The sequence below is a fragment of the Brevundimonas sp. AAP58 genome (genome assembly GCF_001295975.1).
GTDB lineage: Bacteria > Pseudomonadota > Alphaproteobacteria > Caulobacterales > Caulobacteraceae > Brevundimonas.
The window spans coordinates 11,810-36,152 of the sequence record NZ_LJHU01000010.1; the positions used below are offsets into that span (position 1 = coordinate 11,810).

The following is a 24,343-nucleotide window of genomic DNA, read 5'->3' on the forward strand; positions in this document are numbered from 1 at the left end:
GAATTCAAGCGGTGCGGCGATGCGTCGCCTTCGGACAGTCTATCACGCTTCCAGCGCCTCGCGCGGCCAGCGGATCGTGACCCGCGCGCCGCGGTTGCCGCCTGGGCCGCCGTCGCCATGTCCGACGGCCACCTGACCCCCCGTCCGCTCCAGCAGCGTGCGAGCGATGAAGAAGCCCAGGCCCATGCCGCCCTGGCTGGGCGCGATCTCGGCCAGAGGCGGGGCCACCACCGGCCGACCCTTCTTGACGTTGCGGCTGGCGTCACGGGCGGCGGCGAGCTGCTTGGCCACGGCCTGGCGGGCCTTGCTGTTGGGTCGCGAGGTCACATAGGGCTCGCCCAACCGGGGCAGGATGTCGGGTGCGAAACCGGGACCGTCGTCAATGACGGTCACGGTGATCCAGCGCTCGCCGGCGCGGCCCTCGACCCGCACGGACGAGGCGGCGAAGTCGGCGGCGTTCTCGACGATGGCGGACAGGCCGTGGACGACCTCGGCGAAGCGCTTGACGCGGGGTTCCTCAACGCCGGGCGGGGTCTCGACGGAAACGGTGATGGCGATGTCGAAGCCCTCGTGCGGCTCGACCACCTCGTTCAGCAGGGCCTTGAGGCCGATGTCGACATAGAGGTCGTCGCCGTCTTCGGGCCGGGTCGAGAGGCGTTTGAGGATGTCGCGGCAGCGGTCCGCCTGGCTGAGCAGCAGACGAGCGTCCTCGGCCACGGGGCCGTCGGGCGGCGAGGCACGCAGCAGCTCCTTGGCCACGACCTGGATGGTGGCCAGCGGCGTGCCGAGCTCGTGCGCCGCCGCGGCCGCCAGACCGCCCAGCGCCGCCAGCCTCTGCTCGCGTTGCAGCACATCCTGCGTCGTGGCCAGAGCCAGTTCCAGGGTCTCGGCATCGGCCGCCACGCGCCAGGCGTAGGCGGCGGTGAAGACGACCCCGGTGATAAGGGCCAGGCCGATGCCGAAGCGATAGAGCGCCGGCAGCTCCAGCTTGGTCCCCGCTTCCCAAGGCAGGGGCATGGACCAGAAGAACAGGCTGACGGTGGCGATCAGCACCAGCAGACCCAGGAACAACGCCTGACGGCCCGGCAAGGACGCCGCCGCCACCGTCACCGGGGCTACGAGGAGCAGGCAGAAAGGGTTTTCCAGGCCACCGGTGAAGGCCAGCAGGGCCGTCAGCTGGAGGATGTCAAAACCGAGATGGATCGCCGTCAGCCGCCCGTCGGGCAGGCGACCGTCGACCTGTCGCAGGCGCGACATGGCGATCAGGTTCACCACCACGCTGGCGAAGATGACCGCCAGACATTCCCAGACCGGCAAGGGGAAATGCAGGCCCGCGACCAGCACGATGACTGTCGCTGTCTGACCCGCGATGGCCAGCCAGCGCAGGATGATGAGGGTGCGAAGGCTCAGGCCCCGGCTGCGGCGCGGCAGGCCGGGGCGCCCGCCGGGGGCGACGAGGGGCTGTGACGAGAGGCTGGCTTCGCTTGTGCTCACGACCGGTCTATAGACCGCGCCCCTGCTTCTGTCGGCCCTTTCTTCCGGAGACACGATGCCACGCCGTTCCATCCTGCTGTTCGCGGGTGCCTGCATCGCCATCGCAGCGTCGCTCGCCACCGTGACCGTGATTGTCGTCACGAGCCGTGACCGCGCGCAGGCCGTGGCGGAAGGGACCGCGACCGGCCAGCCGAGCGTCGGCGGGCCGTTCCAGCTGGTCAATCAGGAGGATCAGGCGGTCGATCAGAGCTTGCTGGATGGAAAATGGAGCCTGGTCTTCTTCGGCTTCACCTATTGCCCCGACTTCTGCCCGACGACCCTGACCGCGCTGGAAGCGACGCGGCAGAGGCTGGGCGACCAGGCCGACGATTTGCAGATCGTCTTCATCTCGGTGGATCCGGAGCGCGACACGCCCCAGGCGCTGAAGGACTATCTGTTGTCCGACGGGTTTCCGCCCGGCGTGATCGGCCTGACGGGGTCACAGGAGCAGGTCGCCGGGGCCGCCCGCGCCTATCGCGCCTATTACGAGAAGGTCGGCGAGGGCGACGCCTACACCATGAACCACTCGCTGACGGTCTATCTGATGGGCCCGGACGGACGATTCCGCTCGGCCATCGCCCATGACCTGGGGCCGGAACGGTCGGCCGAGCTGATCCGGCGGGTGATGGCGCGGGGCTGAACGGGCGCGAGCCGTCACGCTTGGTAACGGTTAAGAGTTATCGGCGATAATCCTTTTGCCAAGCCGGGCGTTCTATGGCCCCATCCCCGCCCGACGGGGGCCGCCTCAAGGATTCCATGCTCTACGCCCTTCACGAGCTCGCCTATTCCTCGGCGCAGCCTTTCCGGATCGGGGCCCAGTTCGCCCGGCGGTTCTGGACCTCTCCGTTCAATCCGGCGTCGCAGACGGCGATCGGACGCACGGCCTATGCCTCGGCCGAGGTATTCGAGAGCATGACGCGGCGTTACGGCAAGCCGGCGTGGGGGCTGGAGGTCGTCAATATCGACGGCCATCCGGTGCGCACCACCGAGCAGGTGATCTGGCAGAGCCCGTGGGTGCGGCTGCTTCGGTTTGCCCGTAACGTCGGCGACCTGAAGCGGGCGAGGAAGCCGGTCGCGGCGCCCAGCGTGCTGATCGTCGCGCCGTTGTCGGGCCACTATGCCACCCTGCTGCGCGGGACGATCGAGACCTTCCTTCAGGACCATGACGTCTATGTCACCGACTGGGTGAACGCCCGTCAGGTGCCGATGCTGGAAGGGCGTTTTGACTTTTACGACTTCATCGACCATATCCGCCAAATGCTGGCCCAGATCGGCCCACGTGCCCACGTCGTCGGCGTCTGCCAGCCGGGACCACCGGTGCTGGCCGCCGCCGCCGTGATGGCGGCCGAGGACGATCCGAACCGGCCTGCGTCGATGACCTTCATGGGCTCGCCGATCGACGCCCGCCTGTCGCCGACGGTAACGAACCAGCTGGCGGAGGAGAAGCCCTTCACCTGGTTCAAGTCGAACATGATCCACACTGTGCCCTGGCCCTATCCGGGCGTGGGACGGCAGGTCTATCCGGGCTTCGTGCAGCTCTACAGCTTCATGTCGATGAACGAGCAGCGCCACACCGACGCCCACTGGGACTACTTCACCAGCCTGGTGAAGGGCGACGGGGACGGGGTCGAGAAGCACGAGCAGTTCTACGACGAGTATCTGTCGGTTCTGGACCTGACCGAGGAGTTCTATCTCCAGACCATCGACATCGTCTTCCAGCAGCACCTCCTGCCGCGCGGCCTGCTCGAGCATCGTGGCGAACGGGTCGATCTGACGAAGGTCACCGACATCGGCCTGATGACCGTCGAGGGCGAGAAGGACGACATCTCCGGCGTGGGCCAGACCCAGGCGGCGCACGGACTGTGCGTGAATATCCCCGACGACCGCCGGGTGCTTTACGTCCAGCCCGAGGTCGGCCACTACGGCGTCTTCAACGGGCGGCGGTTCCGCGAGGAGATCTACCCCCGCGCCCGGGACTTCATCGCCGCCAATGAAAAGCTCTCCGCCGTACCGGACCGGTCAGCGACTGCCGCTTGAGGGCGGCGGGCACTTACGTCTGAGCGTCAATCCGCGCGCGCGGCGCATCTCCATCCGGATCGACGGCCGTCGCGGCGAGGCCGTGGCCGTGGCGCCGTCCGAACGGCGGCTGGCTGATGCCGTCGCCTTCGCCCGGTCCAAGTCCGACTGGATCGCCGAGCGGCTGTCCGCCCGTCCGGCCGGCGCGGCGCTGGAGCCCGGCGCGGTGATCCCGGTGGAAGGGCGCCCCGTGCGGCTCGAGGCGACCGGCGGCGCGGGCGCGGCCCGGCTGGTCGATGGGCCGGAAGGGCCGCGCATCGTCTCGGGCGGCGAGGGCGAGGCGTTTTCGCGGCGCGTGCTGAACCTGCTGAAGCGTCTGGCGCACGAGCGGCTCGCGGAGCGCACGGAGGTCCATCGCAAGACGCTGGGCCAGGGCCCGGTCAGCATCGCCATTAACGACGCAGGAACGCGCTGGGGGTCGTGCACGCCGAAGACCCGAGCGATCCGCTACTCCTGGCGGGTCATCCTGGCCCCGCCCGTGATCCTCGACTACCTAGCGGCGCATGAGGTGGCGCATCTGGTCCACGCCGACCACAGCCCGGCCTACTGGTCTGTGGTGCGGGGGCTGATTGGGGACCACCGGCCTCACCGCGCCTGGCTGCGGGCCAACGGCGCGGCGCTGCACGCCATCGGTCGCTGAGACGAACCGGGAACAAACTCACCTTATTGTCCCGGACCCGACCCCGTGCATCCTGAGACCACGGAGGTTTTCATGGCCAAGGGGAAATCCGCGCTGGATCACCTGAACAGCGGGCGTCAGCCGCACATCGTCCACGTCATTCCGCCCGGCGCGCCCGGCTATCGGGAGGCGAACGGCGGGGCGATGGTCGTCTCTTCGCCCGCTGAGGTAGATGAGTTCGTGCGCCGGATCGGTCCGGGAGAGGTGGCGACGCTGGACGATCTGCGCGCGGCCTTGGCCCGTCGCCACGGCGTGGAGACGGCGTGTCCGGTGTCCACCGCCATCTTCGCCGGCATGTCGGCGCGCGCGGCCGAAGAGCTGCGCCACGCCGGTCAAGCGGCCGAGCAGCTGACGCCGTGGTGGCGGGTGCTCAAGCGCGGCGGCTTCCTCAATCCCAAGCTGCCCGGCGGCGTAGAACGCCAGAAGATGCTGCTGGAGGCCGAGGGCGTGCGGGTCTCGCCGCTCAGGAAGCAGCTGGCCGTGTTCGACTATGAGGCCCGGTGGCCCGCCGATCTCTGAACCTCAGAAGAACAGCGGGTCGCGCTCGCGTTCGCGCGGCTGGGCCGGTTCCGGGTTCTGGGCGGGCGGCTCCTCGCGGCGGCGCGGTTCCACGGGCGGCGCGGGACGCGGATTGTCGTTCTCCACCGGAGCCGTCGGGTCGTAGGGCTCGCCCGCGTCCATATCCACGCCGTCGATGACGCGGCTGTCGCCGAACGGGTCCTCGATGGAGTTCATCAGGTCGCCGACCGGATCGGGCGCGACCCAGCCCTCGGGCATGGGGGGGCCGTTGGGGATGGGCTGGACCGCCAGACGCGGCAGGGCCGCCTCCATGAAGCCGCGCCAGATGGCGGCGGGCGAGGAGCCGCCGGTCACCCCGCGCATGGCGGTGTTGTCGTCCTTGCCGACCCAGACGGCGGTGACGAAGCCGCCCGTGTAGCCCACAAACCAGGCGTCCTTGTAGTCCGTGGTGGTGCCCGTCTTGCCCGCCAGATCGCGGCCCGGAATGGCCACGGCCTGGGCCGTGCCGCGCGTGACCACGCCGCGCAGCATCTGGTTCATGTAGTAGAGCGGCGGGTTGTTGATGGCCTGACCGCCGCCGGCGTCGCGGGCGCCGCGCTGATAGATCACCCGGCCCTGGGGCGTACGGATGCGGCTGATGCCGTGGGCCTCGACCCGGCGGCCGCCGTTGGCAAAGGCGGAGTAGGCGTTGGCCATGTCGATCGGCGAGACCTCCACGGCGCCCAGGGCCATCGCCGGCTCCAGCCCGATGCGCGAGCTGATGCCCAGCCTGCGAGCCGCGCGGGCCACGCTGTCGCGCCCGATCTGGTCGGCGACGTAGGCGGCGACGGTGTTGGTCGACTGGGCGACCGCGTTGCCCAGCGTCGTCTCGCCGATGAAGTTTCCGGAGTAGTTGCGCGGGCTCCAGTTGCCGATGCGGATCGGCTCGTCGACCACGGGGGTCTCCGGCGTGTATCCCGCCTCCATCGCCGCCAGATAGACGAAGGGCTTGAAGGCCGAGCCCGCCTGACGCCGCGCGTCGACCGCCCGGTTGAACTGGCTGTCGGCGTAGGAGGCGCCGCCGATCATGGCGCGCACCCGGCCGTCGCCGTCCAGCGCGACCAGCGCCGCCTGCTCGACCCCGCGCGAGCGGTCGCGCTCCAGGATGCGACGCACGTTCCTTTCGGCGGCGGTCTGAAGCGTCAGATCCAGCGTCGTCTCGACGATCAGGTCCTCGGTCGGCTCGCCCACCAGGCCGCGGATCTCCTGGTCCAGCCAGTCGATGAAATACTGAGCATGCTGGGTCGCCAGGGTGCGCGACACCCGCACAGGCTCCAGCACGGCGGCGGCGCGTTGTTCCGGCGTGATGACGCCCGCCTCGACCATTTCGTTCAGGACGACGGTGGCGCGGGTCGCCGCCCGCTCGCTCTCCGACACCGGGGAATAGCGGCTGGGGGCCTTCAGCAGGCCGGCCAGCAACGCGGCCTCGCCGACCGTCAGCTCGCGCGCCGACTTGTCGAAGTAACGCTGAGACGCCGCCTCGATGCCATAGGCGCCGGCGCCGAAGTAGACGCGGTTCAGATAGAGGGCGAGGATCTCCTCCTTGGAGAACTTCATCTCCAGCCAGACGGCCAGCATCAGCTCCTGCACCTTGCGGCGCATGTTCTGGTCGGGCGTCAGGAACAGGTTCTTGGCCAGCTGCTGGGTCAGGGTCGAGCCGCCCTGGACGATGCGCCCGGCCCGCATATTGGCCTGGACCGCGCGCAGCATGCCGATGGGATCGAAGCCCGGGTGCCAGTAGAAGCGGCGGTCCTCGATGGCGATGAAGGCGGCCGGGACATAGTCCGGCAGGGCCTCCAGATCGGCCGGCGGGGCCTGTTGCGAGCCGCGCGTGGCGATCAGGGCGCCGTTACGGTCCAGATAGGTGATCGAAGGCTGGCGATCGACGTCGTAGAGCGCCGAGGTGTCGGGCAGGCCGCGCGCGAAGACGGCGAAGAAGACGACCAGGAAGATCAGGCCCCAGACGCCGACCACGGCGGCCCAATAGAGCGCGCGCTGAAGCGGCGTCCGGCTCGCCGCCGCGCCGCCGGAACCCTGTCCGCGCCCGAAACCTGGACCCGCCATAGACATCCTCGAAAAGCCCGCCCGGCCGCTCATAGCGCGCCGAACGCCGGTCTGGAACGCCCCACTGTTCTCACGCGAATGTGAAGGTCGTTTCGGCCCAAACTAGGGCCGGGAAGTTAATGCCAATTCAGCCGTAATCGACGCCGGTCAGATAGAGGCCGTCCGATGGTGCCACGGGTCCGCATGCGGCGCGATCCCGGGCTTCCAGCGCCGCGCGCACGTCGTCGGGCGACCACCGGCCCAGGCCGACCTCGACCAGGGTGCCGGTCATGGAGCGGACCTGCCGATGCAGGAAGGACCGGGCCTCGAACACCAGCCGCACCTCCTCGCCGACCCGTTCGACGCGCGCGACGTCCAGCCTCTTGACCGGCGAAGCAGACTGGCAGGCGACATCGCGGAAGGTGGTAAAGTCGTGCTGGCCGATCAGGTGGGCGGCGCCGGCATTCATGGCCTCGACGTCCAGCGCCCGCTTGACGTGCCAGACCCGGCCCCGGTCCAGCGCCGGGCGGCCGGGGCGGTTCAGGACGCGATAGAGGTAGCGCCGCCCCGTCGCCGAGAAGCGCGCGTGCCAGTCGCCCTCGGCGACCGCGCAGTCGAGGATCGCCACGGCTTCGTGGACCAGGTGAGCGTTCAGCGCATTCATGACCGTGGCGGCCGGCCAGTCCCTGTCGAGATCGACGTGGACGACCTGGCCCGTGGCGTGAACCCCCGTATCGGTGCGCCCGGCCGCAGCGATCCGGACCGTCTGGCCGGAGAAGGCCGTCACCGCTGCCTCGATCGCGCCCTGCACTGTCGGCTGATCGGCCTGGGCCTGAAAGCCGTTGTAGCCCGAGCCGTCGTATTCGACCGTCAGCCGATAGCGCGCCATCAGGCCAGGACCGTGCCCGGCGGCAGGGGGAAGCCGTTCAGGAACTCGGCCGCGTCCTGCGCCGCCTTGCCGGGACGCTGGACGCGCAGCAGGCGCACCGCGCCGTCGCCCGTGCCGATCCGCAGCTCGCCGTCGAGCACCTCGCCGGGCGCGCCCGAGGCTTTCAGGCTGACCCGGCTCATCAGGGCCTTGATGCGGGTCGGCTGGCCGTCGGGGCCCATGACCTCGAACCAGGCACCGGGCGCGGGCGACAGGCCGCGGATGTGGGCGTCGATCTCGGCGGCCGGACGGGCCCAGTCGATGCGAGCTTCGGCGGGCGTGATCTTCCTCGCATAGGTCGGCTCGCCGACCTGAGGCGTCTCGACCGCTCCGCCCCGTTCGATGGCGGCGAGCGCCCGGGACCATAGTGTCGCGCCGGTCGTCGCCATGCGCTGGCCGAGCGTCCCGGCCGTATCGTCGGGCAGGATCGGCAGGACCTCGCTCAGCAGGATCGGACCCTCGTCCAGCCCTTCGGACATACGCATGATCTGCACCCCGGTCTGGCGGTCACCCGCCATGATGGCGCGCTGGATCGGCGCTGCGCCGCGCCAGCGCGGCAGCAGCGAGCCGTGCAGGTTGAAACAGCCCAGGCGCGGGGCCTCCAGCACCTCGGCTTTCAGGATCTGGCCATAGGCGACGACGCAGGCCGCATCGAGCTCTAGCCCGACGAAGTCGGCGATGGCCTCGGGCGACTTCATGCTCTCGGGCGTGAAGACCGGAAGGCCCATGGTCTCGGCGAAGGCGTGGACCGGCGACGGCGTCAGCTTCTGGCCCCGCCCGCGCGGCCGGGGCGGCTGGGACCAGACGGCGACCACCTCGTGGCCCGAGGCGATCAGCTCGGCCAAGGACGGCACGGCGAAATCGGGGGTTCCCATGAAGGCGAGGCGCATCAGCGCCTCTTAGGGCCTGACGCGCCGATAGGAAACGTCTCGAACGGACCGCTCGCCCAGGCTGTCGTCAGTTGCCGACGCCGAAGTCCAGGTCCTTCCTGGCGGCGATGATGGTGACGATGAAACCCGCCAGCACATCCAGCATGACCATCGTCGTGATCAGGAAGAAGGTCGAGGTGGCGAACCCCCGGATCAGCAGGAACTCGACGAGGCAAACCACGAAAAGAATCATCGACAGGGCGTGGTTGACGATCGCGACCTTCTGGCTGGACGTCGATTTCAGCAGTTCGAAGAACAGAAGGATCAGCGACAGGAACAGGATCAAGTCGCCGACCCCGATCTGCCAGCTGGCGCCCGAGGCCATGGGGATGGAGAACATCGGCTGGCGCAGAACCTCGTCCGCCGCCGCCATGCCGCCGCCCCCGCCGCCGAACAGGATGACGATGTTGTAGAGCACGACCGGAATGATCAGCAGGGGAATGGCGATCAGCATGGTGCGGTCCTTCTGCGATCAACGGTCCAGCTTGTTAACGATGAATACCCCGGTTCGCTCCGCCGGGCCACGGGGTTCGCTTGATGGGATCAAGTTTGTTGGCGCCACCGCTCAGCTCGCGGACGCTCGCTGCTTGAGCGCTGTCGGCGAGGCCGACCTAGTATTCCGTGACCGGCCCCGGCCGACGCGACCGCGTCTTCAGCCACATGACGCCGAGGATATCCGACACTGAGGCCTTCAGCCGCCCCCAGTTGGTGTACTTCGACCGGCCCGTGTCCCGATGCCGGTGGCCGATGGGCAGGTAGCGGTTCTCAAAACCCTCGCGGATCACCAGCGCCGGCAGATAGCGGTGGATGTGATCGAAGTAGGGAAGCCTCAGGAAGACATCGCGCCGAAACGCCTTGAGCCCGCATCCCGTGTCGTCGGCGTCGTCGCCCAGGAGGCGTTTGCGAATACGGTTGGCCCAGCGCGAGGCCCACAGCTTGGCCTCGGAATCCTGGCGCTTCTGCCGCACCCCTCCGACCAGGGCGACCTGGGGCGGGGCAGCGATCAGGGCGTCAACCAGTTTTGGCGCATCCGCCGGCGGGTTTTGTCCGTCGCCATCCAGCGTCACCACGATCGCGCCCCGCGCCGCCAGCACGCCGGTCCGCACGGCCCGGCTCTGGCCCGCGTTCGTGGCGTGACCGAGCACGCGCAGCGTCGGCAGCTCGGCGGTCAGGGCGCGCAGCTCAGCCAGTGTGGCGTCCCGGCTGGCGTCGTCGACGAAGATGATCTCGTGCGAGCGCCCGGCGAAGGCCGCCGCGATCTCGCGCGCCAGGGGACCGGCGGCCCCGGCCTCGTCATGGACGGGGACGACGATGGAGATGTCGGGGGCGGCGTCGGCGGTCATCGTCGCTCTGTGCCGGATTTCGGCGTTTCGCGCCACGGCTGACGGTTGGCTTGCGGTCTGTTAGCAAGGCTGCATGATCGCCCGCCCCGACCTCGACCGCTACATCGCCGGCTGGCGCGGCCCCCTGCTGGCCGCCCTTGTGGCGCTTCTGGCGGGCCTGCCGTCCATGCTGCTCCTGCCGCCGCTGGATCGGGACGAGAGCCGCTATGCCCAGGCAACCAGCCAGATGCTGGAGAGCGGCGACTACGTCGACATCCGCTTTCAGGACGATCCGCGCTGGAAGAAGCCGATCGGAATCTACTGGATGCAGGCCGTCGCAGTAGGCCTGACCTCCAGCGTCGAGAGCCGCGAGATCGCTCCCTACCGCATTCCGTCCCTGACGGGGGCCATGCTGGCGGCGTGGGCCGCGGCGTGGCTGGGGTCGGCCCTGTTCGGGGCGCGGGCGGGGTTCCTGGGCGGAGCGATGCTGGGCGCGACCTTCCTGCTGTCGTCGGAGGCCGGGATCGCCAAGACCGACGCCATGTTGTGCGGCTCCGTCACCCTGGCCATGGCCGGGCTGGGGCGGCTCTATATGGCGTCCCGCGCCGGGACGCTGATCAAGGGCGATCCCTCCCAGCGACCGTGGAAGCTGATGGTCTGGCTGGGGTTGGGCCTGTCGATCCTGGTGAAGGGGCCTATCGGCTTACTGGTCGTCGTGCCCGCCGTGCTGATGCTCAGCCTCTGGGACCGGCGCTTCGCCTGGCTGAAACGGCTGGGCTGGGGCTGGGGCCTGCCGTTGCTGGCCTTGATCGTCGGACCTTGGGCCATCGCCATCACCATCGCCACGGACGGCGGTTTCTGGCGCGAGGCCATCGGCGGCGACCTGGCCCCCAAGATCGCCGGCGCCCAGGAAAGTCATGGCGGCCTGCCCGGCATGTACCTGCTCCTCAGCCCGCTGCTGCTGTTTCCCGCAACCCTGATGCTGCCCGCCGCCCTGTCGACGGGATGGAGCCGCCGCGCCGAGCCCGCGATCCGCTTTTTGGTCTGCTGGTTGGTCCCGGCCTGGCTGGTGTTCGAGATCGCGCCGACCAAGCTGTGGCACTACACCTTGCCGACCTTTGGAGCGATCACCCTGCTGATGGCCGCCGCCCTGACCCGGCCTATCGGGCGCATCTCGCGCTGGTCCGGCGCTGGCCTCGCGGTGTTCGCCGCGGTGGTGGTCAGCGGCATCACCGTCTACGGCCTGACCGCATTCGGCACCTCGACCGCCCAGACCTGGGCGACGATCACGGTCGTCTGCGCGGTCATGGCGGCGCTGATCGGCAGCTTCCTGCTGCTGAACCGCGCAGCGATCACGGGCGTGCTGATTGCCCTAGTCTTCGGCGTCATTGCCCATGCGACCCTGGCCGGAACCATACGCCAGCTGCGTCCGCTCGCCATCGCGCCCCGGCTGGAGAAGGCGCTGGAGGAGAATGGTCTGCACCCGCGTCAAGGGCTGACGCCCGGCCCGGTGGCCATCACCACCTTCCATGAACCCAGCTTCGTCTTCCTGACCGGGCGCGACACCCAGCTGACCGACGCCGCCGGCGCCGCTCGCGCCCTGGCCGAAGGTCGCCCCGTCATCGTCGAGGACCGCGACGCCGAGGCCTTCCGCGCCGCGACCGTCGAGACCGGCGTGCCGGGTACCGCTGTCGCCGTCGTGACCGGTCACAACTACTCCTCCGGCGACGATGTGCGCCTGACCCTGTACGCCCCGCCGGAAGCGCGCGCCGCGCGAGAGGCCGCCGCCGATCCCGTGGTCGAGGACGGTCGATGAGCCGTCCCATCCAGATCGTCGAGGTCGGCCCCCGCGATGGTCTCCAGAACGAGAAGGCCATCCTCGATCCCGCCGTCCGGGCCGAGCTGGTGCTGCGTCTGGAAGCGGCGGGCGCGCGCCGGATCGAGGCCGTCAGCTTCGTCCATCCCAAGCTCGTCCCCCAGATGGCCGGCGCGGAAGAGGTCATGACCGCCTTGCCGCCCGCCAAGGGCCGCAGCCGCATCGGACTCGTCCTCAACGGCAAGGGTTACGACCGGGCGCTCGGGACTGCTGTGGACGAGGTCAACGTCTCCCTGTCTGTCACCGACGGCTTCGGCCTGAAGAACCAGGGCCTGGCGACGCGGGACCAGATCGCCATGCTGGAGGCCATCGTCGCCGGACGCGCCAACTCTGCGGGCGGGGATACGCCCGTGCCCTCGCTGTCGGCCACCCTGTCCTGCGTCTGGGGCTGCCCGTTCGACGGCGAGGTGTCGGTCGATCAGGTCACGACGGTCGTGCGCGAACTCGCTCGGCTCGGCGTCAGGGAGATCGGCCTCGCCGACACGATCGGCGTCGGCGATCCCTGGAGCGTGACCCAAAAGATCGAGGCCGCCCGCGCCGCCGCGCCCGGAGCGACCCTGCGCCTGCATTTTCACGACACGAGGAACACCGGCGTCGCCAACGCCTATGCGGCGGTCCAGGCGGGCGTCGATGTGCTGGACGCCTCCGTCGGCGGCATCGGCGGCTGCCCCTTCGCCCCCGGCGCCACGGGCAATGTGGCGACCGAGGACCTCGTCTACATGCTGGAGCGCGCGGGATACGCCACCGGATACGACCTCGACGCCCTGATCGCGACCGCCCGCTGGATCGGCGAGCGCATCGGTCGCCCGACGCCCAGCGCGCTCAGCCGAGCGGGAGGCTGGCCGCGTTGACGGTCCGCCTTTTCGGTCTGTCTCGCCAAGAGCGTCGCGACCCGCTAGATCGTCCCGTCCCGTCCACGGTGAGAGCCGCCCGCCCCCGATGCGCATCGTTCTGGCCACCGACGCCTGGGAGCCCCAGGTCAACGGCGTCGTCCGCACCCTGACCCGCACGGTCGCGGAATGCCGCGCCATGGGCCATGAGGTCGAGGTCATCGAACCCAGCCAGTTCAAGACCATCCCGGCCCCCACCTATCCGGAGATCAAGCTGGCGCTGGGCGCCGAGGAGGAGATCCGCGAGCGCCTGCGCGCCCTGGAGCCCGAGGCCGTCCACATCGCCACCGAAGGGCCCATCGGCATCGCCACGCGGCGCATCTGCGTGGAGTGGAAGCTGCCCTTCACGACCAGCTATCACACGAAATTCCCTGAATATATCTCCGCCCGCTTCCCCGTGCCGGTGCAGGTCGGCTACGCTTACATGAAGTGGTTCCACAAGCCGTCGGGCCGCCTGATGGTCGCCACGCCGACGCTGAAGCGTGAGCTGGAGGAGCACGGCTTCAAGAACATCTCGCCCTGGTCGCGCGGCGTCGACACCGAGCTGTTCCGGCCGGACCTGGAGCCCATCTACGCCGAGCTGGGCGGCAAGGACTGGCCGCGGCCCTTCTGGCTGAACGTCGGCCGGGTGGCGGTCGAGAAGAACATCGAGGCCTTCCTGGAGCTCGATCTGCCGGGCACCAAGATCGTCGTCGGCGACGGCCCCGCCCGCGCGGACCTGGAGGCGCGTTATCCCAAGGCCAAGTTCCTGGGGGCCAGGTTCGGCGAGGAGCTGGCGCGGTGCTTCAAGGACGCCGACGTCTTCGTCTTCCCGAGCTGGACCGACACCTTCGGCCTGGTGATCCTAGAGGCCATGGCCACCGGCACGCCGGTCGCCGCCTATCCGGCGCACGGCCCCATCGACCTGATCCCCGGCTCGAACGCCGGGGCCATCGACGACGACCTGAAGACCGCCTGCATGAAGGCGCTGGAGTGCGACCGGGCGGCCACCCGCGCCTATGCCGAGACCTTCAGCTGGCGCGCCTCGGCCGAGCAATTCGTCGAGAACCTGGAGCCCTACCCTGAGCCCCAGCGCGGACGTTTCTGGCGGCGCTTGCGCCGCATCACCCGCCTGCGTCGCCGCGCGGCGGCCTGAGTACCGCTCCGACCGGTTATTCTTCGGGCCGCGACATGACCGTCAGATTGGCGGCGACCGCGCGCTGGGCCGCTCGCTCGGCGGCCGGCAGAGGCACCATGCCCCGATCCTGCAGATAGCCGCCCCGGCCCGTGGCGGCTTCCGAAGTAAACTCGATCAGGAAATCCTGCAGGCCCGGCGTGACGCCGATGTGGGCCTTCTTGACGTAGATGAACATCGAACGGCTGATCGGATATTGGCCGGACGCGATCGTATCCAGCGTCGGCGTGACACCATTGACCGTCGCCGGCTTCACCTGGCCAAAGTTCTCTTCCAGGAAGGAATAGCCGAACACACCAACAGAACCCGGCGTGCGGGTCAGGGTCTGGACGATGGCGTTGTCGTTCTCGCCGGAGTCGACCCAGCCGCCGTCCTCGCGCAACGTCTGGGCGACGGCCTCGAAGCGGTCCGGGTCGCTTTCGGCCAGGGCCGCCAGCGCCGGCAGGGCCTCGGCGGAGATCAGCATGGCCAGCTCGTTCCAGCTGTCGCGCGTGCCCGACGTCGGCGGCGGGCCATAGACCTGGATGCGGACGTCCGGCAAGCCCGCGCGCACCTGGGCCCAGGTGCGGTTCGGATTGGGGATCAGTTGACCGTCGGGGCCGGGGATTTCCTTGGCCAGCGCCAGATAGAGGTCCGAACCCTCCAGCACGAAATCGGCGCCGGAGCGGGCTGTGGCGACGGCCAGGCCGTCATAGCCGATCTTGATCTCGATGATCTCGGTGACACCGTTCTCGGCGCACTGGTCGAACTCCGAGCCCTTCATGCGGCGCGAGGCGTTGGCGATGTCCGGCGTGGAAGGGCCCAGTCCCTGGCAGAAGGCCTGGATACCGCCGCCAGTGCCCAGCGATTCGACGCGCGGCGGCGCGCCGTCGGGGAAGTTGCGGCCAAAGTTCTCGGCCACGCGCGTGGCGAAGGGGAAGACGGTCGAGGACCCCGCCGCCCAGATGCCGTTCCTCTGCTGGCCTTGCTGGCCGCAGGCGGCGACGATCAGGGCCATGGTGGCGGCACCGGCCACGAACAGGCGGCGGGGCAGGGTCGAGGACATAGAGGCGTGTTCCGAAGGCGACGATTCGCGACGCTTAAAGCAGACGTTTGCGCATGGCCTGTGACAGCATGTCGATCAGGGTCACGGCGACCACGACGATGATGACGATGGTCGAGACCGAGTTGTAGTCGAAGGCGTTCATGCTGTCGAAAAGCACCTGGCCGATGCCGCCCGCGCCGATCAGGCCCAGCACCGTGGCCGAGCGGCTGTTGGACTCGAAGCGGTAGAGGGCGAACGAGGTCCACAGCGGCGCCACCTGGGGCACGACGCCCCAGACGATCTCGTGCAGGCCAGACGCCCCGGTGGCGCGCACGCCCTCGACCGGCCCATTATCGATCGACTCGACCGCTTCGGAGAACAGCTTGGCCAGCACGCCTGTGGTGTTCAGCGTGATGGCGAGCACGCCCGCCAGAGGCCCCAGCCCCACCGCCACGATGAACAGAAGCGCCATGACGAGATCCGGCACCGACCGCAGCAGGTTCATCACCCAGCGCACAGGCGTCACCACCCAGATGGGCGCGATGTTGCGCGCCGCAGCCAGACCCATCGGCACGGCCAGGATCACGGCGAGAAAGGTGCCCCAAAGGGCGATCTGGACGGTCAGCCACATCTGCTCGACGAACAGCCGCCAGTTGGTGAAGTCCGGCCGCAGCAGTTCCCGGGCGAAGGTGCTGACGTTGTCGCTGTTGGTCACCAGGCGCGACAGGTTGCCCAGATCCACATCGCCGATGCTGTAGATCAGCACCACGGCCACGCCGCCCCAGATGAGGATGTCGAGCAGCCAGGCCCCGAGCGACTTGGACGGCGGCTTGGGGATGGTGCCGCCGGTTACGCTGATGTCGGTCAAGGCTGGACCTCTCGCAGCGCCCGCAGGCGCTCCAGCTCTGCTTGCGCCTCGGCGATGGCGGCGTTGTCGCCGCGCGCGCGGGCCTCGGTCAGCTGCTGATCGGCCACCATCTCGCGGATGGGGTTCAGATAGCTGTCGTCGGCGGCGCGGAACTGGGAATACTCCAGACCCGCCAGAACCTGACGTTGGCGCTCGGCCTCCACGCCCTCGCCCTGGCCATAGGTCAAAAAGAAGCTGCGGATCTTCTCCTTGGTCGCGGGATCGAGGTCGCCGCGCACCAGGATGCCGCTCTCGGGGATGGGCGGCGACTGCCAGATCTCGGTGATCTGCTCGGCCACGGCCGGGTTCTGACGCCTCAGGAAGACGGTGTTGACGGTGTTGGACGTCGCCACATCAACCAGGCCGGTCGCCACGGCGAAGGCATTGGCCTGATGATTGGCGGCGCGCACGGTCTTGAAGCACGCGGTGGGATTGATGCCGCGCGGATTGAACAGGAAGGCCAAGGGCGCGAGCGTGCCCGACGTCGACTGGGCGTCGCCAATGCCGAAATCGAACCGGCGCCCGCAGGCCAGCACCTGATCCAGGGTGATGCCCGAGCCGGTCTTGACGATCAGGGTGGACTGGTAGCTGTCCTGGCCCTCGCGGTTGACCGTGCGGGCGATGACCTCGGCGTCGGCCCGGTCGATGGCCTCCACCGCAGGCTTGGCCGAGAACCAGGCGACCTGGGTCTGGTTGCCGCGCATGGCCTCGACCAGGACGGTGTAGTTGGACCCGAAGAAGGGCTCGACCGGGATGCCGATGGCCTCCTCCATATCCGCCAGCAGCGGCTCCCACAGCGGGCCGGCCGAGGCCTGGCCTTCCGCCGACAGGATGGAGAAGGTGATGCTCTCGGGCGCGCCGCTCGCGGCCTTCTCCTCGCCGCCGCCGCAGGCGGACAGGGCCAGCAAGGCGGCCGAGGCGGCGATCAGGCCAAATCCCTTAAGGGCTGGGCGGCGGGTGAAGCGGTGAAGGGTCATGCCTTGGTCTCCCAGAAGGCGTCTTCGAATTCGGGACCGTAGATGTCGATCAGCCGGGCGGTGTCCAGCCCCGTCGACGGGCCGTCGTAGACGACCTTTCCGGCCTTCAGCGCGACCACGCGGTCACAATAACGGATGGCGTAATCGACCTGGTGCAGCGTCACGATGACGCCCAGCCCGTCGCGCTTGTTCAGCTCGACCAGCAGTTCCATCACCTTGCGCGCCGACACCGGGTCCAGCGAGGCGACGGGTTCATCCGCCAGGATGGCCTCAGCCCCCTGGACCAGGGCCCGGGCGATCGCGCCGCGCTGCTGCTGGCCGCCCGACAGGGTGTTGGCGCGCTGGGCGGCGTAGTCGGACACCCCCACACGGTGCAGCGCCTGCATGGCGCGGGTCTTGTCCGCTGACGGCCAGGCCCCCAGCATCCCGCGCCAGCCCGGCAGCCGCCCCAACGCCCCCAGCATGACGTTGGAGAACAGGCTCAGTCGTCCCACCAGATTGAACTGCTGAAAGATCATGCCCAGCCGGCTGCGCGTCGCGCGAACGGTCCCGGCCACCCGGCCGTTGGACTGCACGGTCTGGCCGAAGACGCTAATCGTCCCCCTGCCGCCGTCGATGGATTGCAGGCCGGTGATGGAGCGCAGCAGCGTGGACTTGCCCGACCCCGACGGCCCGATCAGGGCGACCATTTCGCCACAGGCGACCGACACCGACACCCCGTCCAGCGCCTTGCGCTGACCAAAGGTCTTGGACACGTCGCGGGCCAGGACCAGGCTGGTCGCAAGGGAGCCGGGCGCGGCGGGGGCTGCGGCGGATGAACTCATGAACTCGCTGACGGCGGCTGATGACCAGGCGCCGAATGCCGCGAGGAGCGCGGTCCGGCAAGCCTTAATGCCACGCGGGCGAGCGATGCGTAAAGCGGAGCGGCATCTGGCTCTGCGCGACGTTGAAATCACAGACCTTCCGTCCTCGGAGCGGAATCCTGTCCACAGGGGCGCGCCGCGAAAAAACCGCTTTACATGACAGTCGCGTGACCCCATATGCGCGCTTCCGGCGGACCCCGTAGGTCTAACCGTTACGCGCTGCTAACGCCGGTCTGGGTTAACAATTAACAGGGGGTTACGTGAATTGCGCACGTACCAGCTTCCCCTGGACCTGGTCCGTGAGCGGCCTCCTGAGCGTCCCGTCGCCCTCGTGCGACCGCGCTCGGTTTCCGTAGCGGCCCGCTGGTTCCAGGATAATCTCAAGGCCGACGTCTTCTATGCGGTGAAGGCCAATCCGTCGCGCTGGGTCATCGAGACCCTGATCGAGGCGGGCGTCACCGGTTTCGACGTCGCTTCGCTTGCCGAGATCGAGCTCGTCCGCTCGGTCAGCGCCGACGCGCGCCTGGCCTTCATGCACCCGGTCAAGAGCCGGTCTGCGATCACGCGCGCCTACTTCGACCACGGCGTGCGGACCTTCTCGCTCGACTGCGAGGAGGAGCTTCAGAAGATCCTCGACGCCACGGGCGGCGCGGACGACCTGAACCTGATCGTGCGCATGGCGGTGTCGGCGGATGGCGCGGCCTATACGCTGTCGGGCAAGTTCGGCGTCTCGGCCGATCAGGCCCCGTCGCTGCTGCTCAGCACCCGCCGGGCGGTCAAGGACGGGCTGATGGGCGTGAGCTTCCACGTCGGCAGCCAGTGCATGCGCCCCTCGGCCTATGAGGCGGCTATGGCCCAGGTCGGCCGCGCCATTAAGAAGGCGGGCGTCTTCGTCGACATCGTCGACGTGGGCGGCGGCTTCCCGTCGGTCTATCCGGGCATGGTCCCGCCGGACATGAGCGAATACGCCGACGCCATCCATCGCGGCTTCAACGAGATGCCGGTGTCGGAAACGACCGAACTGTGGTGCGAGCCCGGCCGGGCGCTGGTGGCCGAGAGCTCCTCGGTGCTGGCGCGGGTCGAACTGCGCAAGGGCGATGCGCTGTATCTGAACGACGGGTCCTATGGCTCGCTGTTCGACGCGACGCATTCCCGCTGGCCCTTCCCGACCAAGCTGGTCCGGGACGGCGAGAGCGCGACCGAGCTGAAGGCGTTCCAGTTCTACGGACCGACCTGCGACTCGATCGACCACATGCCGGGTCCGTTCTGGCTGCCGGCCGACATCCGTGAAGGCGACTTCATCGAGATCGGCATGCTCGGCGCCTATGGCGTGGCCATGTCGACGGGCTTCAACGGCTATGGCGAACACGAGGTCGCGGCGGTGCAGGACGCCCCGATGGCCTCGCTGTATGGCCTCGCGCCCCGCTCCATCCCCACCGTGCGCACCACGGCGGAAGAGCAGGCCCGCAAGATCGTTCGCCTGTCTCGCCCCAAGGGCAAGGCGGGCCAGCGCAAGCAGCGTCGGCGCTAAACCGTCACACAGACGTTCTAACTCGCAGCGGCCCGTCGCTCCGTCCGGGCCGCTGCTTCTATTGACGACGGGCGCTCAAACCAAAGGGAAACCCTTGCAATGAACGCTCCCGTTCAATCGAACCAGAAGGCCCAGCTGCTCCAGAACGTCGTGGAGCACATCGACATCACCAGCTTCGACGCGCGGCCGATCATCGACAGCATGCGCAAGATGTCGTTCTCGAGCCGCGACACGGCGCGTGCGTCCGACATCTTCAACATGGCCATCGAGGACGAGACCTGCTCGCCCTGGCTGATCCTGGCGGGGTCCACCTCGGCCGGCGGCTGCATGCACGTGTACCGCGACATGGTGAAGTTCGGCATGATCGACGCCGTGGTCGCCACCGGCGCCTCGATCGTCGACATGGATTTCTTCGAGGCGCTCGGCTTCAAGCACTATCAGGCGGCCGGGCCGGTCGACGACAATGTGCTGCGCGACAACTACATCGACCGCATCTACGACACCTACATCGATGAGGAAGAGCTCCAGGCCTGCGACCATACGATTCTCGAGATCGCCAACCGCCTGGAGCCGCGCGGCTATTCGTCCCGCGAGTTCATCTGGGAGATGGGCAAGTGGCTGTCGGAAGGGAATGCGAAGAAACAAGGCTCGCTGATCCAGACCGCCTATGAGATGGGCGTGCCGATCTTCTGCCCGGCCTTCGTCGACAGCTCCGCCGGCTTCGGCCTGGTCAAGCACCAGAAGGAGCGCGCCGCCGCCGGCCAGCCCTATATGATGCTGGACGCCATCGCCGACTTCCGTGAGCTGACCGACATCAAGATCGCGGCGGGCACCACCGGCCTGTTCATGGTCGGCGGCGGGGTTCCCAAGAACTTCGCCCAGGACACCGTCGTCTGCGCCGAGATCCTCGGCGTCGAGGCCGACATGCACAAGTATGCGGTCCAGATCACGGTCGCCGACGTCCGCGACGGCGCCTGCTCGTCCTCGACGCTCAAGGAAGCCGCCTCGTGGGGCAAGGTCTCGACCACCTATGAGCAGATGGTCTTCGCCGAGGCGACCACCGTCGTGCCGCTGATCGGCTCGGACGCCTACCACCGCGAAGGCTGGAAGAAGCGCGAGCCGCGCCGCTGGCAGAAGCTGTTCGAAAAGGCGGCGTAAGCCGTCGCTCAAGTCGCGCGCTGCCGCGCGGCGAGCGTTAGCGACAACAAACAAGGGGGCGCGAGCGATCGCGCCCCTTTCGTCTGTTCGGAACCACTCCATCGCTCCGCCGGTTCCTCATGCGAAGGAGCACAGGCCCATGACCGACCCAGACCCCAAGCCGAGGAGTGAAGAAGCCCGTGAGGCAGACGACATGGGCGACCGGCCCGACCTCGGTCGCAACGCCGACGCCCTGATCGAGGCTCTTTCGGGCACCGACGTGGGTTCGGACACCCGCGCGGGCTCACACAACGGCGGCTCGGCCAACGGCTCGGAAATCGATCCCGATCAGACCGCGATCAACGCGGCTCTCGCCGAGCAGGGCCGTCGCGCGGCCGATCGACGCGACGACTGAGGCCTCAGACCTCCGCCATCGTCCCGGCGTTGATGGCGATGCGGCCAAGCAAGCCCTTGACGATCAGGTCCAGCGGCTGGCCCTCGCGATAGTCGGCGGCCGCCACGAAGTTCACCCGGTCCTCCGAAATCAGGCCATAGATCTTCTCCTGATCGCGCTCGGAGTTCCGGGGGTCATAGACCGCGATCGAGAAGCCGCCCTTGGTGTGCATCATCTTCATGGTCGGCACGTCGGTGTCGCCGTCGCCCAGGAAGATCATCCGCTCGAACGGCACGGCGCGCGCGTCGTCCGGCACGAAGCGGTTGATGCGCTCATGGTCCCAGTGGTTCAGCACCCCCTTGTTGATGCGGAACAGGTACTGCGTCTTGGTCGTGTAGTTGACGCCGACCGCCGGCCAGATGGCAACGCCGTGGTCGTCATAGGCGAACTTGGAGGCGAAGACGTGCCGGAACGCCGGGCGGATCGGGCAGCCCTCGATCATCTCCTCCAGACCGGCCGAGATGATGTAGTGCTCGATCTCCAGCCCGTACCTGCGGCCGATCGCATTGATGCGGTCGAACCAGCCCTTGCCGGTCAGGTCCGACTTCAGCCCGTCGAACAGTTTGACGTCCTCGCCGTGCTCCTTGAGCAGGGTCTTCGTCACCGGCCGCCCGTTCTCGCGGGCCCGTTGCAGCATCAACTGCATGTACATCAGGATGTTGTCGCCGTCGGCCGACTTGGTCAGCCGATCCGCCTCGCCCCAGAAGTCGCCGACGCCCATCCCGACTGAGGGGATGAAGGTCACCTCCTGCATGTTCCCGCGCGCGAGCGTGCCATCGAAGTCGTAGATGAGGGCGGTCTTGAGAAGGTCGGCCATGCGGACTCCATCGTTCTGGATCGCTTAAACGCGCCAACTCTGACATCTTCAAGTGATGCAGGGGTCCGATTGGAACGCTTGATGGTCGCTTTGCTGACGTTGGCCGTGGCCGCCACCTGCCTCTCGGGTTGCAGCAGCGCGGGACAGGATACCCGCACCTATCGATATCTCAACCCGAGCAACTCAGCAGCCCTCCGAATTGACATTCAGAACTTCGGCGGGGCCGCTGGGTTCGTCCGGAATCAAATCAGTCTTGAGGCCACAGGACAAAGCGTCCGAGACCTCAGGACGCTAGAGCATATGTCATCAGTAAGGGTCGTGTGGCTAAGCGAGCGTCATGTTCGCATGTGCTTCGTTGGCTCCATGGATCGCGGTGAGCCTCGCTGGACTGGCGCACTTGCAGGGCGGACCTATCAGATCGACTTCGTCCGAGTATTGAGCGGCCAGCCCTGCAACTAACCCAACGCCAGCTCCGGTGCCGCCGCGACCCCATCGGCCTCCAGCGGCAGGTGCAGGATAAAGGCCGCGCCCTTGCCGGGTTCGCTCTCGACCTCGGCCCAGCCGCCGTGCAGCTCGACCAGGGCCTTGACCAGGGCCAGCCCCACGCCCGGACCGCCCCGCTCGCGCTTGACGAAGCGGTCGAAGACGTGGGCCTGCAGGTGATAGGGAATGCCCCGACCGGTGTCTTCAACGCGGATGCGAAGCTCGGTCGCATTGGCCTCGGCCCTCAGCGTGACCGATCCGCCCTCCGAGACCGAGCGGGCCGCATTGTCCAGCAGGTGATCGATCGCCTGCCCCAGCCGCCGGGCATCCGCGCGCAGGACCGGCATGTCAGCGGGGACTTCGGCATGGAAGGTCGCGCCCCGGCCTTCGATCCGCGGCAGATGCTTCTGCGCCGCCTCGGCGAACAGGTCCTTGATGCGCACGTCGCCCAGCGAGAGCTCCATCTCGCCCGCGTCGATCTGGGCCATGTCCAGCACGTCGTCGATGGAGGCCGCCAGCTGCCCGGCCGCCACCCGGATGGCCCCCGCATGCTGACGGCTGCGCTCCGGCAGGTCGCCCATGGCTTCCAGCAGCTCGGAATAGCCGACGATGGTCGTCAACGGCGTGCGCAGCTCGTAGCTGACCGAGCCGACGAACTCGCGCTTCAGGGCCTGGCTCTCCTTCAGCGCCGCCTCGCGCTGGGCGAGCGCCTGCTCCAGCTCGCGCCGGGCGGTCACGTCGGAGAAAGCGACCAGCGTCGCACCGTCCGGCAGGGGCCGGGTCTGCCAGGCGGCGATCCGGTTGTCCGTGGTGCGGCCCTCGCCCGAGACAGGCACGCGGCTTTCGGGATCGGGATCGGCGACGCGCGCCTTCAGCTCCAGCCACAGGGCGGCGTCGGGGATGTGAGTCTTCAACAGCGCCGCGATGGCGTCGAAGTCGCCGGCGTCCCTCAGCTGCTCGGCCGACAGGCTCCAGAAGGTCTCGAAGGCGTCGTTGTGCAGCCGCAGCCGGCCGTCCGAGCCGAAGACGGCGACCGCGTCATTGAGCTTGTCCAGCGTCGCCGTCTGCACTTGCAGCTGGGCGTTGAAGCGGCTCCTCAGATCCAGCTCGCCCGTGATGTCCGAGAACAGCAGAAGGATGCCGCCCAGCGGATGCGGCTGGCGCACGATCCGCAGGGTCCGCCCGTCCGGCAGGGACCAGCTCTCGTCCGGGGCGGCCTCGGCGGCGCCGTAGAAGTCCAGTTCGCGCGCCTTCCACCCGGCGTAGTCGACGACCTCGGGCAGCATGCGGCGCTGGCGCAGCCGGTCCAGCAGCTCGGCATGGGTCGGTCGTTCGTCCAGCCACGCCGCGTCCAGCCCGAACAACGCCTGGAACGCCGTATTGTGGAAGGCCAGCCGCCGCGACGGTCCAAAGATGGCCACGGCATCCGCAAGATGGTTCAGCGTCTCGTCATGGGCCTCGACGTGGCGGCGCAGCGTGTCGCGCGTCTCCTCCGCCTCAGTCATGTCCAGGGCGAACACCAGAACGGGCCCGCCGGGCCCGCCGATGGGCTCGGCGATGATCTTCCAGGCCCGCCGGCGGCCGTCGCCGGGCGTCCAGCGGAACCCCTCCTGACGCGCCCCGATCCGCCCCGCTTCAGCGGCCAGCTGGTCGGCACCCCGGTCGAAGGAGGCCTGGCGCTCGCGCGCCGCTTCCAGACTGTCGCACCCCGTCTCGGCCAGCCAGGCCCGATTGGCCCAGACCAGCGCCCCGTCGCCGTCCAACACCCAGGCGGGCGAAGGCGAGGCCTCGGCGATCAGCCCGGCCCCCAGCGACGGCTCGGCGGACGAGGCGGCCTCGCCCCGGTCCGACAGGCGGAGCCAGGCGACGCCACCGTCGGTGCGGCCCTCGATGGTCCAGCCGCTGTCGGGATCGCGTGTCCGGAACGGCGCGCCTTCGGCCAGTAGCCGGTCGATCGCGTCGCCGTGCCGGGCGTGCAGCGCCTCGGCGATGGCCACCGCCGTTGTCCCTTGCGCATCCCCGGCCAGAGCCTGTCGCGCGGCCACGATGCGGGCGTCTGCGCCCAGCAGGATCGGGGTCTCGTCCGGCGTCAGGCCCAGCCGCACCTCGTCGAAGGCCGCCACAGCCCCCAGACCCGCCGCG

General features: G+C 68.7%; 22 protein-coding genes. 10 read left to right on the forward strand and 12 right to left on the reverse strand.

What is annotated here, in order from left to right; translation table 11 throughout:
* Positions 1-42: 42 nt before the first annotated feature.
* The gene (locus IP78_RS01140) at positions 43-1,494 is read right to left on the reverse strand and encodes an ActS/PrrB/RegB family redox-sensitive histidine kinase (protein WP_231680838.1); all 1,452 of its coding nucleotides are present in this window, start codon (positions 1,492-1,494) and stop codon (positions 43-45) included.
* Positions 1,495-1,549: 55 nt separating this feature from the next.
* On the opposite strand from IP78_RS01140, the gene IP78_RS01145 reads away from it, so the two are divergent.
* The 4 genes from IP78_RS01145 (at position 1,550) to IP78_RS01160 (ending at position 4,807) form a co-directional block, all read left to right on the forward strand.
* Positions 1,550-2,173, forward strand: coding sequence for an SCO family protein (locus IP78_RS01145; protein WP_054109882.1), 624 nt, complete (start codon positions 1,550-1,552; stop codon positions 2,171-2,173).
* Between the two features lie 116 nt (positions 2,174-2,289).
* Complete coding sequence (locus IP78_RS01150) at positions 2,290-3,570, forward strand: polyhydroxyalkanoate depolymerase (protein WP_054109883.1); 1,281 nt, start codon at positions 2,290-2,292, stop codon at positions 3,568-3,570.
* Entirely contained in the window at positions 3,524-4,249 is a 726-nt protein-coding gene (locus tag IP78_RS01155; protein ID WP_054109884.1) for a M48 family metallopeptidase, read from the forward strand. The genes IP78_RS01150 and IP78_RS01155 overlap by 47 nt, the downstream gene beginning before the upstream one ends.
* 72 nt (positions 4,250-4,321) lie before the next feature.
* Positions 4,322-4,807: an MGMT family protein gene (locus IP78_RS01160; protein WP_156320233.1), complete on the forward strand. Its 486-nt coding sequence runs from the start codon at positions 4,322-4,324 to the stop codon at positions 4,805-4,807.
* Positions 4,808-4,810: 3 nt separating this feature from the next.
* Here the strand turns inward: IP78_RS01160 and IP78_RS01165 are convergent, their stop codons facing one another.
* From IP78_RS01165 to IP78_RS01185, 5 genes are all read right to left on the reverse strand, one after another.
* Positions 4,811-6,910, reverse strand: a complete 2,100-nt coding sequence (locus IP78_RS01165) for a transglycosylase domain-containing protein (RefSeq protein WP_054109886.1) — start codon at positions 6,908-6,910, stop codon at positions 4,811-4,813.
* Between the two features lie 127 nt (positions 6,911-7,037).
* Complete coding sequence (gene truA / locus IP78_RS01170) at positions 7,038-7,778, reverse strand: tRNA pseudouridine(38-40) synthase TruA (RefSeq protein WP_054109887.1); 741 nt, start codon at positions 7,776-7,778, stop codon at positions 7,038-7,040.
* Positions 7,778-8,707, reverse strand: a complete 930-nt coding sequence (gene fmt, locus IP78_RS01175) for a methionyl-tRNA formyltransferase (protein WP_054109888.1) — start codon at positions 8,705-8,707, stop codon at positions 7,778-7,780. Before fmt ends, truA begins: the two co-directional genes overlap by 1 nt.
* Before the next feature lie 67 nt (positions 8,708-8,774).
* Positions 8,775-9,200, reverse strand: a complete 426-nt coding sequence (locus IP78_RS01180) for a hypothetical protein (protein ID WP_054109889.1) — start codon at positions 9,198-9,200, stop codon at positions 8,775-8,777.
* A 157-nt stretch (positions 9,201-9,357) separates the two neighbouring features.
* Complete coding sequence (locus IP78_RS01185; protein WP_054109890.1) at positions 9,358-10,089, reverse strand: glycosyltransferase family 2 protein; 732 nt, start codon at positions 10,087-10,089, stop codon at positions 9,358-9,360.
* Between the two features lie 73 nt (positions 10,090-10,162).
* On the opposite strand from IP78_RS01185, the gene IP78_RS01190 reads away from it, so the two are divergent.
* From IP78_RS01190 to IP78_RS01200, 3 genes are all read left to right on the forward strand, one after another.
* Positions 10,163-11,884: a glycosyltransferase family 39 protein gene (locus IP78_RS01190; RefSeq protein WP_054109891.1), complete on the forward strand. Its 1,722-nt coding sequence runs from the start codon at positions 10,163-10,165 to the stop codon at positions 11,882-11,884.
* A complete protein-coding gene (locus tag IP78_RS01195) occupies positions 11,881-12,795 on the forward strand; it encodes a hydroxymethylglutaryl-CoA lyase (RefSeq protein WP_054109892.1) in 915 nt (304 codons plus the stop codon). Before IP78_RS01190 ends, IP78_RS01195 begins: the two co-directional genes overlap by 4 nt.
* An 88-nt stretch (positions 12,796-12,883) precedes the next feature.
* Positions 12,884-13,969, forward strand: coding sequence for a glycosyltransferase family 1 protein (locus IP78_RS01200; protein ID WP_054109893.1), 1,086 nt, complete (start codon positions 12,884-12,886; stop codon positions 13,967-13,969).
* Positions 13,970-13,985: 16 nt separating this feature from the next.
* Here the strand turns inward: IP78_RS01200 and IP78_RS01205 are convergent, their stop codons facing one another.
* The 4 genes from IP78_RS01205 to phnC are packed head-to-tail and all read right to left on the reverse strand — an operon-like array spanning position 13,986 to position 17,740.
* Positions 13,986-15,053, reverse strand: a complete 1,068-nt coding sequence (locus tag IP78_RS01205; RefSeq protein WP_054109894.1) for a substrate-binding domain-containing protein — start codon at positions 15,051-15,053, stop codon at positions 13,986-13,988.
* A 34-nt stretch (positions 15,054-15,087) separates the two neighbouring features.
* Complete coding sequence (gene phnE / locus IP78_RS01210) at positions 15,088-15,900, reverse strand: phosphonate ABC transporter, permease protein PhnE (RefSeq protein ID WP_054109895.1); 813 nt, start codon at positions 15,898-15,900, stop codon at positions 15,088-15,090.
* On the reverse strand, positions 15,897-16,916 hold the full coding sequence (gene phnD, locus IP78_RS01215) for a phosphate/phosphite/phosphonate ABC transporter substrate-binding protein (protein WP_054109896.1): 1,020 nt from the start codon (positions 16,914-16,916) through the stop codon (positions 15,897-15,899). The genes phnE and phnD overlap by 4 nt, the downstream gene beginning before the upstream one ends.
* Entirely contained in the window at positions 16,913-17,740 is an 828-nt protein-coding gene (gene phnC, locus IP78_RS01220) for a phosphonate ABC transporter ATP-binding protein (RefSeq protein WP_054109897.1), read from the reverse strand. The genes phnD and phnC overlap by 4 nt, the downstream gene beginning before the upstream one ends.
* A 304-nt stretch (positions 17,741-18,044) precedes the next feature.
* Between phnC and IP78_RS01225 the strand changes: the two genes are divergently transcribed.
* The 3 genes from IP78_RS01225 to IP78_RS01235 all read left to right on the forward strand — a co-directional run bounded on the left by IP78_RS01225 (position 18,045) and on the right by IP78_RS01235 (position 20,862).
* Entirely contained in the window at positions 18,045-19,310 is a 1,266-nt protein-coding gene (locus IP78_RS01225; protein WP_054109898.1) for a type III PLP-dependent enzyme, read from the forward strand.
* Between the two features lie 99 nt (positions 19,311-19,409).
* Positions 19,410-20,468 (forward strand): deoxyhypusine synthase, encoded by a 1,059-nt coding sequence (locus IP78_RS01230; RefSeq protein ID WP_029414813.1) that lies wholly within the window; start codon positions 19,410-19,412, stop codon positions 20,466-20,468.
* A 139-nt stretch (positions 20,469-20,607) separates the two neighbouring features.
* Positions 20,608-20,862 (forward strand): hypothetical protein, encoded by a 255-nt coding sequence (locus IP78_RS01235; RefSeq protein WP_054109899.1) that lies wholly within the window; start codon positions 20,608-20,610, stop codon positions 20,860-20,862.
* A gap of 4 nt (positions 20,863-20,866) precedes the next feature.
* Here IP78_RS01235 and IP78_RS01240 read toward each other — a convergent pair whose 3' ends face one another.
* Positions 20,867-21,718 carry an HAD family hydrolase gene (locus IP78_RS01240; RefSeq protein ID WP_054109900.1) on the reverse strand — a complete coding sequence of 284 codons (852 nt, stop codon included), beginning with the start codon at positions 21,716-21,718 and terminating at the stop codon, positions 20,867-20,869.
* Between the two features lie 455 nt (positions 21,719-22,173).
* Positions 22,174-24,343: PAS domain-containing sensor histidine kinase (locus IP78_RS01245; RefSeq protein ID WP_054109902.1), on the reverse strand; the 2,170-nt coding region annotated here is incomplete at its 5' end.

Excerpts from the sequence above, each read along its gene's own strand:
- IP78_RS01145 (WP_054109882.1), top strand. The coding sequence starts at position 1,550 with ATGCCACGCCGTTCCATCCTGCTGTTCGCGGGTGCCTGCATCGCCATC.
- IP78_RS01150 (WP_054109883.1), top strand. The coding sequence starts at position 2,290 with ATGCTCTACGCCCTTCACGAGCTCGCCTATTCCTCGGCGCAGCCTTTC.
- IP78_RS01155 (WP_054109884.1), top strand. The coding sequence starts at position 3,524 with ATGAAAAGCTCTCCGCCGTACCGGACCGGTCAGCGACTGCCGCTTGAG.
- IP78_RS01160 (WP_156320233.1), top strand. The coding sequence starts at position 4,322 with ATGGCCAAGGGGAAATCCGCGCTGGATCACCTGAACAGCGGGCGTCAG.
- IP78_RS01165 (WP_054109886.1), bottom strand. The coding sequence starts at position 6,910 with ATGGCGGGTCCAGGTTTCGGGCGCGGACAGGGTTCCGGCGGCGCGGCG.
- truA (WP_054109887.1), bottom strand. The coding sequence starts at position 7,778 with ATGGCGCGCTATCGGCTGACGGTCGAATACGACGGCTCGGGCTACAAC.
- fmt (WP_054109888.1), bottom strand. The coding sequence starts at position 8,707 with ATGCGCCTCGCCTTCATGGGAACCCCCGATTTCGCCGTGCCGTCCTTG.
- IP78_RS01180 (WP_054109889.1), bottom strand. The coding sequence starts at position 9,200 with ATGCTGATCGCCATTCCCCTGCTGATCATTCCGGTCGTGCTCTACAAC.
- IP78_RS01185 (WP_054109890.1), bottom strand. The coding sequence starts at position 10,089 with ATGACCGCCGACGCCGCCCCCGACATCTCCATCGTCGTCCCCGTCCAT.
- IP78_RS01190 (WP_054109891.1), top strand. The coding sequence starts at position 10,163 with ATGATCGCCCGCCCCGACCTCGACCGCTACATCGCCGGCTGGCGCGGC.
- IP78_RS01195 (WP_054109892.1), top strand. The coding sequence starts at position 11,881 with ATGAGCCGTCCCATCCAGATCGTCGAGGTCGGCCCCCGCGATGGTCTC.
- IP78_RS01200 (WP_054109893.1), top strand. The coding sequence starts at position 12,884 with ATGCGCATCGTTCTGGCCACCGACGCCTGGGAGCCCCAGGTCAACGGC.
- IP78_RS01205 (WP_054109894.1), bottom strand. The coding sequence starts at position 15,053 with ATGTCCTCGACCCTGCCCCGCCGCCTGTTCGTGGCCGGTGCCGCCACC.
- phnD (WP_054109896.1), bottom strand. The coding sequence starts at position 16,916 with ATGACCCTTCACCGCTTCACCCGCCGCCCAGCCCTTAAGGGATTTGGC.
- phnC (WP_054109897.1), bottom strand. The coding sequence starts at position 17,740 with ATGAGTTCATCCGCCGCAGCCCCCGCCGCGCCCGGCTCCCTTGCGACC.
- IP78_RS01230 (WP_029414813.1), top strand. The coding sequence starts at position 19,410 with ATGAACGCTCCCGTTCAATCGAACCAGAAGGCCCAGCTGCTCCAGAAC.
- IP78_RS01235 (WP_054109899.1), top strand. The coding sequence starts at position 20,608 with ATGACCGACCCAGACCCCAAGCCGAGGAGTGAAGAAGCCCGTGAGGCA.
- IP78_RS01240 (WP_054109900.1), bottom strand. The coding sequence starts at position 21,718 with ATGGCCGACCTTCTCAAGACCGCCCTCATCTACGACTTCGATGGCACG.